We start from the raw sequence: 11,587 nt of genomic DNA, 5'->3' as shown, positions 1-11,587 counted from the left end.
GCATGCCGAGAACGTCTGATGACACCTGTAGGCGCGAGTGGGCTCGCGAGAATCGCCAGCGACGACGCGGCCGCCCGGACCAACCGTGGCGGTCTCGGGTGTTTCGCGAGCACGCTCACCCCCACCGCGCCGCTGGAGGCACTGTCGCTGGACTGGCTGCAAGGCGTCGAGCTGGCGGTGCTGCGCCTGGACCTGATCGACCCGCTGATCAGTGGCAACAAGTGGTTCAAACTCAGTGGGCACCTGGCCCAGGCACAATCGGCCAGCGGCGTCATCAGCCTGGGCGGCGCCTACTCCAACCATCTGCACGCACTCGCGGCGGCGGGGAAACGTTTCGGGTTTCCCACCGTCGGCCTGATGCGCGGCCATCCGCAAGACACGCCAACCGTCCTCGACCTCAACGCCTTCGGCATGCACCTGCATTGGCTGGGTTATGGCGGTTATCGTGCGCGGCATCAGCCGGATTTCTGGCTACCCTGGCGCGAGCGATACCCCCAATTCCATCCCGTGCCCGAAGGCGGCGGTGGGCGGGTCGGTGCCGTGGGTTGTGGCGTATTGGTTGATCAGGCGCGCGCGCAGTTGGGCACATTGGGATGGGCTGACTACGACGGCTGGTGGCTGGCGGCCGGAACGGGCACGACCTTGGCGGGGCTGGCATTGGCCGAGGCGGGCGCGCACCCGGTGTACGGCGCCATGGCGGTGCCGGATGACCACGGCGTGGCGCAAAATGTGGCTGCGATTGTGCAGGGCGGCTATGAATTGCTGGACGCCAGCCGCGGTGGCTTTGCCAAGGTCGACCCACTGTTGCGGACCTTTATCGAACAGACGGAACAGGCCTGTGGCCTGCCGCTGGAGCCGCTTTACACCGGCAAGGCGCTGTTGGCGTTGAAGCTACAGATAGAGGCCGGGCGTTTCCGCCCCGGCACCCGCCTGATCTTTATCCACACCGGCGGCCTCCAAGGCCGCCGGGGATTCGGTGACTAAGCTCCCTATCGCCCCCCCCCTCAGTGGCCCTGGGGCATCTCTCCAAGAATCAGGCGCGCGTTGATGTCGGCAATCACGTTGGGCAGGTCATTGATCGTGTCGATCAGGTAGTGCGGACGCGAGCCCGCGAACATCGCCTCGATGCGCGTGCGTTCGTGGGCCCGGGTTGGGTTGTCCAGTGCACGGAACTGCGCGTAGGTCAGGCCCAGCGCATTGCCGGAGCAGGTCAGCGCGACGGTCCACATGCCGGCGCGACGGCCTTCGAGTATGCCCGGCACGGTGTCATCGACCTTGACGCACGCTGCTACATCGTCGATGCCCAGCGCGATCACGTTGGCCAGCGCTTGTGCGGGCCAGGGGCGGCCATTTGGCACTTCGTCGGTGGCCACCACATGGTCGGCGGTGTAACCGTTGGTGGCGGCCAGGGCGACAACGTTGTCCATCACCTGCTTGGGGTAGCCGGAGCAGGAGCCAATCTTGATACCTTGGCGGCGCAGGCGCGTGACTGTGTCTAGAGCGCCGGGAATCAGCGCCGAGTGTTCGGCGATTTTTTCGATCTGCAGCGGCATGAAGCGTTGGTAGATGGCGGTGACGTCGTCATCCGTCGGCGTGCGGCCGAACACAGCACGGTAGCGCTCGGCTACCTGCGGCTGGTTGCACAGGGTGCGGATATGGTCCCACTTGCCCATGCCCATCGGGCCCCGGGCTTCTTCAATGGAGACCTGCACGTCGAATTCAGCGAAAGCCTCGACAAAAATCTGCGTGGGGGCGAAAGAGCCGAAGTCGACAACGGTGCCGGCCCAGTCGAGGATGACGGCTTGCACGGTGTTGGGGGTTTGATAGTTCATGCAGGGGATCCACTGGGTGAAGGTTCGATGTTCATGGCGTGCAATGCCTGGGCAATGGCGCTGACGGCGGCGTGCATGTCGGCGGCGTCCACATGGCCAATGCAGCCGACGCGGAAGGTGTCTACCTGAGTCAATTTGCCCGGATAGAGGATGAAACCCTGGGCCTTGACCCGCTCATAGAAGTCTTTGAATTGATAGCGCGGGTCCTGCGGGGCATGGAAGGTGACAATGATAGGTGCCTGGATGGCGGCGGGCAGGAAGCTGCGCAGGCCCAGGCTGGCCATGCCGTCCAGCAGCACCTGGCAATTGCGCGCGTAACGCTGGTGGCGCACGGGCAACCCGCCTTCTTCAGCGTATTGCAGCAGGGCTTCATGCAGGGCTGCGACCACGTGGGTGGGCGGGGTAAAGCGCCATTGGCCGGTCCTGGCCATGTAGGCGTGCTGATCGAACAGGTCCATCGCCAGGGAGTGGCAGTTGCCTTCGGCGGCGGCCAGCGCTCGTTTGTCCGCGAAGACAAACCCCATGCCGGGCACGCCTTCCAGGCACTTGCCCGAGGCCGCGATGAGGGCGTCGAACGGCACGTCGCGAGCATCGATGGGCAATGCGCCGAACGAACTCATGGCGTCGATGATCAGGCGCTTGCCATGGTTTTTCACCACGTGGGCGATGGGCTGCAACGGATTGAGAATGCCGGTGCTGGTTTCACAGTGGATCAGCGCAACGTGGGTGATAGTCGCGTCGGCGTGCAGCAGGCGGTCCACGTCCGCGGCGTGGGTGGGCTGGTCTTCAGCGGTTTCGAAGGTGCTGAAGTCGCGGCCCAGTACCTCGCAGATCTTGGCCAGGCGCTTGCCGTAGGCGCCGTTGATCAGCACCAATACCTTGCCGTTGCGCGGCACCAGGGTGCCGATGGCGGCCTCGACGGCGAAGGTGCCGCTGCCTTGGAGCGGCACACAGTGGTGGCTGGCCGCACCGTCGATGATCGCGAGCAGTTGCTCGCAGACGCTCGCGGTGAGCTGGTTGAAGCGGTCGTCCCAGGAGCCCCAGTCCACCAGCATCGCTTGGCGGGTACGGACCGAGGTGGTCAGGGGCCCGGGGGTGAGCAAGAGGGGCGCGGTCATTTCGAATCCTCATGAAACGGGGCTGAAGCTACGGCGCCTAAGTTGCAGTTTGGCTTGTTATCAATCAAATTGTTTGTTGTTATGCGAGCTATCAGTGAGGCCGATAACCATGAACCTGTTCCAATTGCGCGCATTCGATGCCGTGGCCCGCGAGGGCAGTTTTACCCGTGCGGCGGCACGGTTGTTCATCAGCCAGCCAGCGGTGACCGGGCATATCAAGGCGCTGGAGGAGCACTATCAGATTGCACTGCTGCGCCGCACGGCGCGGCGGGTGGAATTGACTGAGGAGGGGGCACGGCTGGCGGCGATCACCCGATCGATCTTCGGCCTGGTGGACGAGGCCCAGGCCCTGCTCGAGGCCAATCGCCAATTGCTCACCGGGCGCCTGGAAGTGGCGGCGGACGGGCCGCACCTGGTGATGCCGATGATCGCGAGCCTGCGCGCGCGTTACCCGGGCATTACCGTGAATCTGCGGCTGGGCAATGCCCAGGAAACCCTGGCGGCGTTGCTGTCCGAGCATGCAGACGTGGCGGTGCTCACCGAAGTGGAACCGCGCGCTGGGCTGCATGTGCAGTCCTTGAATGAATCGAGGATTTGCGCGCTGGTGCCGGCAAGCCACCCCTGGGCCGCGCAGCCCGAGGGTATTCGCCTGGCGCAATTGCATGAGGTCATCATGGTGTTGCGCGAACCCGGTTCCATCACCCGGCGCACCTTTGACAACGCGTGCCAGGCCGCCCAGGTGGTGCCCAAGGTGTTGCTGGAACTGGACAGCCGGGAAGCGGTGACCGAAGCCGTCGCGGCAGAATTGGGGGTTGGGGTGGTGTCGTCCATGGAGGTCAGCCCGGACCCACGCGTGCGGGCCATTCCCCTGCAAGGCGACGGGCTGCTCAACCGGCACCTGCTCGGCTGCCTGGAGCGACGCCGTTCGCTGCGCTTGATCCAGGCGTTTTTCGAGTTGGCGGCCTGACGGTTTTTTGGTGGAACGTTGGGTTTTTGCCCTATAAACTCTGCCCCCAAAGCGCCGGCCAGTAGACGTTTGGGCGCGATGGACAGAAGAGAGTGAGTCATGGGCGCACAGTGGAAAGTCAAACATAAAGAAGCGGCAGCCAATGCCAAGGGCAAGATCTTCGGCAAGCTGGTGAAAGAAATCACCATTGCCGCCCGCAACGGTGCCGACACCTCGACCAACGCCCACCTGCGTCTGGTGGTGGAGCAGGCGAAAAAGGCCTCGATGCCCAAGGAAACCCTGGACCGCGCCATCAAGAAAGGCGCAGGTCTGCTGGGCGAGACCGTGCAGTACCACCGTGTGACCTACGAGGGGTTTGCACCGCATCAGGTACCGTTGATCGTCGAGTGCGTCACCGACAACATCAACCGCACCGTGGCGGAAATCCGCGTGGCGTTCCGCAAGGGCCAACTGGGCGCTTCCGGTTCCGTGGCCTGGGACTTCAACCATGTCGGCCTGATCGAAGCCGAGCCAAGCGCGCCGGATGCCGACCCGGAAATGGCCGCAATTGAAGCGGGTGCACAGGATTTTGAAGACGGCGAAGAAGAAGGTACGACCTTGTTCATCACCGAAACCACCGACCTCGACGCCGTGCAGAAAGCCCTGCCGGAGCAGGGTTTCACCGTGTTGTCGGCCAAGCTGGGCTACATCGCCAAGAACCCTGTCAGTGGCCTGACCGACGAGCAGATGGCTGAAGTCGAAGCCTTCCTCGAAGGCCTGGACAACCACGACGACGTGCAGGATATGTTCGTCGGCCTGGCTGGCTAAGACATACAAGCGGGTTTGCTTGCGATAGCGCTCCATCAGTTGCAGATGTGCAAACTGACCCGCCGCTATCGCAGGCAAGCCAGCTCCCACTTGTGGATTGGGTTTCGTCAGGTCGACGTGAGCAGCGCTTCGATTTCTTCAAAGTCAGGACGCGTCAGCACATCCGGCTGGCAGCAACGTCCTTGCAGCGTGACCAGTTCGTGATTCACCCCAGCCTCGACCCGCTCCAGCAATTCCCCCAGCAACACCCCGAATGCACGCACTTCAATGCGCTGCAGCGCCCGGGTCTCCAGGGTGTCCGAGGTGGCATGGAACGACGCCGCACCAAAGTCCCCCAGCAAACAATCCCCCGCTTCATTCCACAGGATATTGTGCGCGTATAGATCGCCGTGGGTGATGCCGTGCCGGTGCAAATGCGCGGCCACCGACGCGATGCCGCGGGCCATGCGCAGCGCCACGTCAAGGCTGAAGCGGGTATCCGGTGCGTAGATGTCGCGGGTGCACGAGGCCAGGCTCGGCAGGCCGGCAAGGTTGCGGTAGCTCGGGTCGATCAGGTCCATGACCAGCGCGGCTTGTGCATCGGGGTGGCCAACGACGCGGCCTTGGACCTTGATCAGATTGGGGTGCAGCCCAGCGGCGATGCAGGCCTGCATTTCGTGCAGCGGTGAACCGTCGCTGGTGATGGTGCCTTTATAGAGCTTCACCGCCACCGACTGCCCCGCTGGCGTGCGCGAGGCCCTGCGAATCACCCCGGAGGCGCCTTCGCCCAGCACGTCGCCCAGTTGCAGCTGATCCCAGGGAATATTCGGCGTACTGTCCTCCGCGCAGACCTCGACGGCCGTCTCCACCGGGTTGCCCGCATACGCCAGCCAAGTCAGGCTCGGCAAGGTGAGCAGCCACTCCGGCAGGCGGGTGAAGCGATTGGAGGCGATGCGCAGCAGTTCAAGGTTGTGGCAAGCGCTCAGGCTCTGCGGCAATGCAGTGAGCTGGTTACCGGCGAGCATCAGTTTTTGCAGCAAGGGGCGCTCGCCCAGTTCATCGGGCAATTGGCTGATCTGGTTGTCGGTGAGGATCAACCAGCGCAGCAAAGGAGGCAATGCGGCGGCGCTGACCTGGCGGATACGGTTGGCCTTGAAGCCGACCATGCTCAGTTGGGCGCACTGGCCGAGGCATTCCGGCAGTTCGGTGAAGGCGTTGTCCGAGCAGAACAGCACACGCAGGTGAGGCAGGCGGTGCAGATCGTCGGGCAGGCTGCTGAGAGCATTGCCACTGAGGTTGAGGATTTCGAGGGAGTCGGCCAGCGCGAAGATTTCCTGGGGAAACTCGGTCAGTCCGCAGGACAGGTCCAGGCGTGTAATGCCGGCCAATTGGCCGGCCTTGAGTTGAGCGAGGGTATTCATGAACGGCGCGGTCACTCGGCTAGAAGGCGTAGATGGCGCTTATGATACCGGGTCGGGCAGAGGTTGCGGGTTCGCATGCTGCAACTGGCCCAGGCGGCTGGCGGTGCGGGCGAGGTCGATGGCCTGGCCGGCGAGCAATTCGGCAAGGGGCCGGTCGCCAATCAGGATCAGGTATTTGTCGCGGTCGTAGAGCACGTCCACCAGGTTGATGAAGCGCTGCTGCACGGCAATCGGGCAGTCCGCCAGGTAGGGCAGGCCGTCGATGATCCAGTGGTCGAAATCCTGGCACAGCAGCAAGTAGTCCATCACCGCGGTGAGTTGTTGGCACAGGTCATTGAAGCTGAACGCGATGCTGCGCAGGTGTTGGCGGCGGCAGACCAATTGGCGGTTGCCGACGGTCAGCGACTGCGGAGGGCAATCCGCTGCGGGCAGGTCGAAGGCTTCACGCTGAGCGCTGTCGCCTGGCCACAGGTAGTGCCCGCGGGTGAAACGCTGGGTGCTGTGGGCCTGGGCCAGGCTGCGAAAATCCTGGGGCGAGCTGACTTCCAGTACGTCCATGCGCGCGGCGATCAAGTCGATCACAGGCTTGAAACGTTCGTGGTACAGGGGGTTGGGCAGCAAGCCTTGCGGCGCGTAGTTGGAGGTCACCAGCACCAGCACACCGCGGTGGAACAGGGCCTTGAACAGCCGCGTGATCAGCATGGCGTCGCCGATGTCATGCACATGGAATTCGTCGAAGCACAGCACTTGGCAGCCCGTCAGCAATTCATCGAGGGTCACCGCCAGGGCGTCGTCGTACTCACGATGCTGGAACATGCCCCGGTGCAGCGCAGCGAAAAAATCGTGGAAGTGCACGCGCTGTTTATTCACTACGGGCAAGGCCTGGAAAAAACCGTCCAGCAACCAGCTTTTGCCGCGCCCCACTGGGCCGTGCAGGTACAGGCTGCGCGTCGGCTGGCCGGCGAGCAGGTGCCGGGTTTCGCGGGCCATGGCGGCGATCGCCCGGGTTTGGCCGGCGCTGAGGGTATAGCCTTGCTGCTCAGCTTTTTTCTGAAAGAACGATGGGATGGATGAGTCGTCGAGGGTGTCGGTTTTTTTACCGAGCAGGCGACGAATCAGGGAAAACGCGGCCAAGGCAAATCACTCTGTTTCTCAGTGGTTGCTCACTTTAGGGCGCTGGCCGCGATTTGACCAATCAGAATGCCTGCAATGTCGGGCTGGCCTGATCGACGGGGCGGACCATCGCATAGTTGTAGCCGCTGCCGGACCAGTACTCGGCCTGCAGGCCATCGGCACTGCGGCTGCCTCTGGGCAGGAAACCGTTGTCCGGGCCCGGCGGGCGGATGTAGAAGCTGATGCGCCGGCCCTGGGGGTCTTCGTACAGCACCATCGCCGCCGCACCCTGGTCGGTGGTGAGCAGGCGTCCGCTCACGGGTTTGAACCCCGCAGCGCTAAGATCCGGCAGGCGATGGGCCTGGTTGAAATAGCGGTCGAGCCAGGCCTGCATATTGCCGCTGCCCTGGGCCTGGTAATCGGCGGGCATGATGCCGTCCTGGGCAAACAGGCGATAGGCCTGCATCGCATCGGCCATCGGCAGCAGCGGCGTTTGGGTAGCTTCACGGGCGTGCCAGCCGCCCAGGCCACCGAGGCTCACGGCCAGCACCAGTACGGCTGCGGTGGCGAAGTGGCGGCGAGACTGGTGTTTGATGCGCTGTCGAATCAGCGCCGGATCCAGGTCCGGGTTGGCCGGTTGTTGCAGCGCACCGCCGAGGGCCGCGCGCAAGGCTTGGGCATCCTGCTGCCAGGCGTGGACCTGGGCGGCGATGTCCGGGTGCGAGGCCAGGTAGGTTTCGAGCCTGCGGCGATCACTCTCCAGCAATTGGTGATCGACGTAGGCATGCAAATCGCGTTCGCTGGGGGGCAGGCTGATCATTTGAGTATCCGCAGGGAAGGGCTGGCGATTTCGCCATCACTGAGTTGACGCAGGGCCTGGCGCGCGCGGGACAGGCGCGACATCACGGTACCGATGGGCACGTCGAGGATGTCGGCAACTTCCTTGTAGCTCAGGCCTTCGACCGACACCCACAGCAGCAGCGCGCGTTGCTCGGTGTTGAGTTGATCGAAGGCTTGCAGGGTCGATTGGGCGATCACCGTGCGCTCCACCGAAGGCTGCGCATCGTCACGGCCGGTAAAGAACTCCAGCATGCGGGCATAGCGCCGGGTGCGCCGGTGCGCGTCGAGGAACTGGCGGTAGAGGATCGAGAACAGCCACGCGCGCAAATCACCTTCGACGCGTTTGTCGCCCCAATGGGTGAGGGCGCGCTCCAGCGTCGATTGCACCAGGTCGTCGGCACTGCTGGCGTTACGGGTCAGGGACACGGCAAAGCGCCGTAGCCTGGGGATGAGTTCGCGTAACGGTTCGTCGAGTGCGTGCATGGTGGTCGGGCAGGTCACGGTGTTGGGACTAGGGAGACGTCCGACGTTAAGGGTTATTCCAGACTACGAAAAATAAATCCATCACCTGGGAATAGAGCGACGTGGCGTTCGTCCTAATGCTCCGACCTTATGTTTCACCCTAAGGCCCCTGGCCCTGGAGTTTCTTCATGGTAGATCACTCATCACCGCCCCGTCCTCCGTTGAGCACTGCGAGCCTGATCGCGCGCCTCGCCGGTATCGGTGCTGTGGTTGCGGTTGCGGCGGGGGCTTTTGCCTACGTCAACGGCACCCTCGACCCACAGCGCCTGCGCCCGAAAACCCTGGTCAATGCGCTGGAAACCAATAACGGCGTGCACCCGGGTTTCCGCCGCAACCATGCCAAGGGTGTTTGCGTGGCGGGGTATTTCGAGAGCAGTGCCGAGGCCCGCGCCTATTCCGGTGCCCAGGTGTTCAGCGCCGCGAAAACCCCGATCATCGGACGTTTCGCGCTGCCCAGTGGCAACCCCTATGCCCCGGACAGCAGCGTGCCGATCCGCAGTTTTGCCGTGCAGTTCAACCAGGCCAACGGCCAGCAATGGCGCACCGGCATGAACAGCATGCCGGTGTTTCCAGTGGGCACACCCGAGGCGTTCTATCAATTGCTCAAGGCGGGAGCCCCGGACCCGGCCACCGGCAAGCCCAACCCGGCCAGCATGCCGGCATTTTTTGCCGCCCATCCCGAGACTGCGCCGTTTCTGGCGTGGGTCAAGACCGCCAAGCCTTCGGCCAGTTACGCGACCGAAACCTACAATGGCATCAACGCGTTTTACCTGGTGGGCACCGATGGCAAACGCCAGGCCGTGCGGTGGGGCGTCGTGCCTCTAAGCCAGGATGGCGCGGGCGCCAGTGCGCCGGCCGAAGCGGATTTTCTTGAGAAAGACTTGCTCCAACGACTGGCCGAAGGGCCGCTGCGCTGGCAGTTGAGCATGACTCTGGCCAATCCCGGCGATCCGCTGGACGACGCGAGCAAGCCCTGGGCGGGCGAGCACAAGGTCGTCAACGCCGGCACTTTGGTTGTGCAAAGCAGCCAACCCCAGGCCGATGGCGATTGCCGTGACATCAACTTCGATCCGCTGATCCTGCCCAGCGGCATCGAAGCCTCCAATGACCCGCTGCTGGCTGCACGTTCGGCGGCGTATGCCAGCTCGTACCTGCGCCGCGCCGGTGAAGTCAGCCCACTGCACAGTGCTCACCAGGAGTCGAAACCATGAATGGCCAACCTCGGTTTTTCGCACCTCTGGCGCGCCTGCTGCACTGGTTGATGGCGCTGATGGTCATCGCGATGCTGTTTATCGGCGCGGGCCTGGCGGCGTCGGTTTCAGAGCGCCATGAATGGCTGATCCACCTGCACAAACCCCTTGGGATTGCGATTCTGGCATTGGTGATCGTGCGGTTGGCGGTGCGTTTTTCCACACGCCAACCGCCACTGCCCGCCGATTTGCCGGCGTGGCAAGTGCTGGCGGCCAAGGCTTCGCATCTGCTGTTGTACGGCTTGATGCTGGTGTTGCCGTTGCTGGGCTGGGCGATGATTTCAGCCGCGGGTGACCCGGTGATGCTCAGCAGCTCGGTGCAGTTGCCGGCGCTGGTGGGGGCCAATGCGCCGTTGTTCGCGGTGCTGCGCAAGGCCCACGGGTATCTCGCGTATCTACTGTTCCTGACGGTGTTGCTGCACTTGGCGGCGGCCTTGTTCCACGGGCTGATTCGTCGCGACGGCGTGCTGCAAAGCATGACCGGCACCCGGGACTGAGGTCGGCCCGGTTGGCAGTGTGGCCCGCCAGTAGATCAGCGCCAGCAGGTTGATCGTGGCGCCCAGGCCACACACGCCGATCCAGCCTGCCCAGGCATACACCGCGGTGGCGCTCACCGAGCCCGCGGCACTGCCCACCGAGTAGAACAGCATGTAGCCGGCCACCAGCCGGCTTTGTGCGTCGGGGCGCACGGCGTAGATCAGGCTCTGGCTGGTGACATGCACGGCTTGCAGGCCGAGGTCGAAGACGATCACCCCCAGCAGCAACGCCCATAACGATGATTGGGTAAAACCGATGGCGATCCACGACAACAGCATCAGCAGCAGCGCGACGCCACTGGTCCATTGACCGAAACCCTGGTCGGCCAGACGCCCGGCACGCAGGGCGCCGAGGGCACCGGCAGCGCCGGCAAGTCCGAACAGGCCGATTTGCGTGTGGGAAAGAGACAGAGGCGGCGTGCTCAAAGGCAGCACCAACGGGGTCCACAGCACGGTGCCAGCGGCGAAGATCAGCATGGCCAGTACCGCACGGTCGCGCAGGACTTTCTCTTGGGTGAACAGGTTGAAGACCGAGCGGATCAGCGCAGCATAGGTGCCGGCGACCCGCTGCGTTTCGGTGGATGGCAGTACACGCCAGAGCAGGACGGCCATCAGCAGTGTGAGCCCTGCCGACAGCAGGTACACCGAGCGCCAGCCGGCGAGGTCGGCCATCACCCCCGCGACGGAGCGGGCCAGCAGCAGGCCGACGACGATGCCGCTGGTGACCAGCCCCACCACGTGCCCGCGTTGTGCTGGCGCTGCCAGGTGGGCGGCGAATGCCACCAGCACTTGGGCGACGACCGCCAGCAAACCGGTGAGCAACATGCCGGTCAGTAGCCAGAGGGCATTGGACGACAGCGCCACGATCAGAACTGCCACGCTGGACAGCAACAGTTGGGTGACGATCAGGCGCCGGCGGTTGAGCAAGTCGCCCAGCGGCACCAGCAGCAACAGGCCGATGCCGTAGCCGACCTGGGTCAGCGTGATGATGATGCCAACGGTGGCGTGATCGATGGCGAACGTATCGGCCATGGCGTCGAGCAAAGGCTGGGCATAGTAGACATTGGCCACCGACAGGCCGCAGGCAATGGCGAACAACAGCACCACGGCACCGCTCAGGGGGGAAGACGACATGGGCAATACCCTATTCTGGTTTTGAAATGAAACCAGTTGTACGCTAGATGTTCCGGTTTTATATTGCA

Annotated in this window: 12 protein-coding genes; 5 read left to right on the top strand and 7 right to left on the bottom strand. The window is 63.8% G+C overall.

The features are described from left to right. The first annotated feature begins 18 nt into the window (after positions 1–18). On the top strand, positions 19–984 hold the full coding sequence (locus tag CQ041_RS11075; protein ID WP_105522696.1) for a 1-aminocyclopropane-1-carboxylate deaminase/D-cysteine desulfhydrase: 966 nt from the start codon (positions 19–21) through the stop codon (positions 982–984). A 20-nt stretch (positions 985–1,004) separates the two neighbouring features. Here CQ041_RS11075 and phnX read toward each other — a convergent pair whose 3' ends face one another. Then, positions 1,005–1,832, bottom strand: a complete 828-nt coding sequence (phnX, locus tag CQ041_RS11070; RefSeq protein WP_105522697.1) for a phosphonoacetaldehyde hydrolase — start codon at positions 1,830–1,832, stop codon at positions 1,005–1,007. Further along, positions 1,829–2,950 (bottom strand): 2-aminoethylphosphonate--pyruvate transaminase, encoded by a 1,122-nt coding sequence (locus CQ041_RS11065; protein WP_105522698.1) that lies wholly within the window; start codon positions 2,948–2,950, stop codon positions 1,829–1,831. The genes phnX and CQ041_RS11065 overlap by 4 nt, the downstream gene beginning before the upstream one ends. A gap of 109 nt (positions 2,951–3,059) precedes the next feature. Between CQ041_RS11065 and CQ041_RS11060 the strand changes: the two genes are divergently transcribed. Further along, a complete protein-coding gene (locus CQ041_RS11060) occupies positions 3,060–3,917 on the top strand; it encodes a LysR substrate-binding domain-containing protein (protein ID WP_105522699.1) in 858 nt (285 codons plus the stop codon). Positions 3,918–4,016: 99 nt separating this feature from the next. Next, positions 4,017–4,724 (top strand): YebC/PmpR family DNA-binding transcriptional regulator, encoded by a 708-nt coding sequence (locus CQ041_RS11055; RefSeq protein WP_105522700.1) that lies wholly within the window; start codon positions 4,017–4,019, stop codon positions 4,722–4,724. Positions 4,725–4,831: 107 nt separating this feature from the next. On the opposite strand, the gene CQ041_RS11050 is transcribed toward CQ041_RS11055, so the two are convergent. The 4 genes from CQ041_RS11050 to CQ041_RS11035 all read right to left on the bottom strand — a co-directional run bounded on the left by CQ041_RS11050 (position 4,832) and on the right by CQ041_RS11035 (position 8,560). Next, the gene (locus CQ041_RS11050; protein WP_105522701.1) at positions 4,832–6,124 is read right to left on the bottom strand and encodes a protein kinase; all 1,293 of its coding nucleotides are present in this window, start codon (positions 6,122–6,124) and stop codon (positions 4,832–4,834) included. 39 nt (positions 6,125–6,163) lie between these two features. Next, entirely contained in the window at positions 6,164–7,258 is a 1,095-nt protein-coding gene (zapE, locus tag CQ041_RS11045) for a cell division protein ZapE (protein WP_105522702.1), read from the bottom strand. Positions 7,259–7,319: 61 nt separating this feature from the next. Then, a complete protein-coding gene (locus CQ041_RS11040) occupies positions 7,320–8,057 on the bottom strand; it encodes an anti-sigma factor (RefSeq protein WP_105522703.1) in 738 nt (245 codons plus the stop codon). Next, on the bottom strand, positions 8,054–8,560 hold the full coding sequence (locus CQ041_RS11035; protein ID WP_105522704.1) for a sigma-70 family RNA polymerase sigma factor: 507 nt from the start codon (positions 8,558–8,560) through the stop codon (positions 8,054–8,056). The genes CQ041_RS11040 and CQ041_RS11035 overlap by 4 nt, the downstream gene beginning before the upstream one ends. A gap of 167 nt (positions 8,561–8,727) precedes the next feature. Here CQ041_RS11035 and CQ041_RS11030 point away from each other — a divergent pair, with 167 nt between their 5' ends. Beyond that, positions 8,728–9,810: a catalase family peroxidase gene (locus CQ041_RS11030; RefSeq protein WP_105522705.1), complete on the top strand. Its 1,083-nt coding sequence runs from the start codon at positions 8,728–8,730 to the stop codon at positions 9,808–9,810. After that, positions 9,807–10,346: a cytochrome b gene (locus CQ041_RS11025; protein WP_105522706.1), complete on the top strand. Its 540-nt coding sequence runs from the start codon at positions 9,807–9,809 to the stop codon at positions 10,344–10,346. Before CQ041_RS11030 ends, CQ041_RS11025 begins: the two co-directional genes overlap by 4 nt. On the opposite strand, the gene CQ041_RS11020 is transcribed toward CQ041_RS11025, so the two are convergent. Further along, positions 10,245–11,519, bottom strand: coding sequence for an MFS transporter (locus CQ041_RS11020; protein WP_105522707.1), 1,275 nt, complete (start codon positions 11,517–11,519; stop codon positions 10,245–10,247). The two genes, CQ041_RS11025 and CQ041_RS11020, sit on opposite strands and share 102 nt — an antisense overlap. Positions 11,520–11,587 lie beyond the last annotated feature (68 nt).

It is taken from the genome of Pseudomonas sp. MYb60, assembly GCF_002979555.1.
In the GTDB taxonomy this organism is placed as follows: domain Bacteria; phylum Pseudomonadota; class Gammaproteobacteria; order Pseudomonadales; family Pseudomonadaceae; genus Aquipseudomonas.
Note: the sequence above shows the minus strand (reverse complement) of the source record. Positions and strands in the feature narration are given on the sequence as shown.

Excerpts from the sequence above, each read along its gene's own strand:
- CQ041_RS11075 (WP_105522696.1), top strand. The coding sequence starts at position 19 with ATGACACCTGTAGGCGCGAGTGGGCTCGCGAGAATCGCCAGCGACGAC.
- CQ041_RS11060 (WP_105522699.1), top strand. The coding sequence starts at position 3,060 with ATGAACCTGTTCCAATTGCGCGCATTCGATGCCGTGGCCCGCGAGGGC.
- CQ041_RS11020 (WP_105522707.1), bottom strand. The coding sequence starts at position 11,519 with ATGTCGTCTTCCCCCCTGAGCGGTGCCGTGGTGCTGTTGTTCGCCATT.
- CQ041_RS11065 (WP_105522698.1), bottom strand. The coding sequence starts at position 2,950 with ATGACCGCGCCCCTCTTGCTCACCCCCGGGCCCCTGACCACCTCGGTC.
- CQ041_RS11035 (WP_105522704.1), bottom strand. The coding sequence starts at position 8,560 with ATGCACGCACTCGACGAACCGTTACGCGAACTCATCCCCAGGCTACGG.
- CQ041_RS11055 (WP_105522700.1), top strand. The coding sequence starts at position 4,017 with ATGGGCGCACAGTGGAAAGTCAAACATAAAGAAGCGGCAGCCAATGCC.
- phnX (WP_105522697.1), bottom strand. The coding sequence starts at position 1,832 with ATGAACTATCAAACCCCCAACACCGTGCAAGCCGTCATCCTCGACTGG.
- CQ041_RS11050 (WP_105522701.1), bottom strand. The coding sequence starts at position 6,124 with ATGAATACCCTCGCTCAACTCAAGGCCGGCCAATTGGCCGGCATTACA.
- CQ041_RS11030 (WP_105522705.1), top strand. The coding sequence starts at position 8,728 with ATGGTAGATCACTCATCACCGCCCCGTCCTCCGTTGAGCACTGCGAGC.
- CQ041_RS11040 (WP_105522703.1), bottom strand. The coding sequence starts at position 8,057 with ATGATCAGCCTGCCCCCCAGCGAACGCGATTTGCATGCCTACGTCGAT.
- CQ041_RS11025 (WP_105522706.1), top strand. The coding sequence starts at position 9,807 with ATGAATGGCCAACCTCGGTTTTTCGCACCTCTGGCGCGCCTGCTGCAC.